At 74.8% G+C, this 584-nt stretch carries 1 protein-coding gene; it reads left to right on the plus strand.

Features of this window, described 5'->3' with window-relative positions; genetic code table 11:
* Nucleotides 1-91 precede the first annotated feature (91 nt).
* The gene (locus CQZ88_RS28035; RefSeq protein WP_102800608.1) at nt 92-421 is read left to right on the plus strand and encodes a cupin domain-containing protein; all 330 of its coding nucleotides are present in this window, start codon (nt 92-94) and stop codon (nt 419-421) included.
* Nucleotides 422-584 lie beyond the last annotated feature (163 nt).

The following is a 584-nucleotide window of genomic DNA, read 5'->3' on the forward strand; positions in this document are numbered from 1 at the left end:
ACCTGCCCACCGCCGCAGGCGCCCGCAGCAGCGCGCGCACCACCCCTCCGCGGGGTGCCGTGCACGCCGGCACCGGTCCCCGGGAGCGGCGATGAAGAAGCTTGCGCTCGATGCGCTCGCCCGGCACCTGGCCGCGCATGCCGCCGCCGCGCCCAGCGGCCGCAGCGCCGAGACCGTCTACGGCGGGCACGAACACGTGCTGCGGCAGACTCTCGTGGCGTTGCAGGCCGGACAGTCCATGGCCGAGCACGTCAGTCCCGGTGAGGCCACGGTGTACATCCTGCGCGGGCGCATCCGTGTCGTCGCCGACCGGACGAGCTGGGACGGACGCAGCGGGGACCTGATCGCCTTACCCCGCACCCGGCACCGGATCGACGCCGTCGCCGACACGGTCGCGCTGCTCACCGTTGCCAGCTACTGACCGCCGGGTGGTTCAGAGCCCGGCGCCGGGCCGCGGCGGGCTCGCCGGGGCCCGGTGGAACAACCAGGCCGCCACCGCAGTGAGCCCGACCAGCCACCCCAGCGCAGCCAGCAACGGCCCGGCGGCGTCGAAACTGTCGGTCAGCCCGCCGTCGAGGATCATC

It is taken from the genome of Rhodococcus sp. ENV425 (assembly GCF_002887785.1).
GTDB lineage: Bacteria > Actinomycetota > Actinomycetes > Mycobacteriales > Mycobacteriaceae > Rhodococcus > Rhodococcus aetherivorans.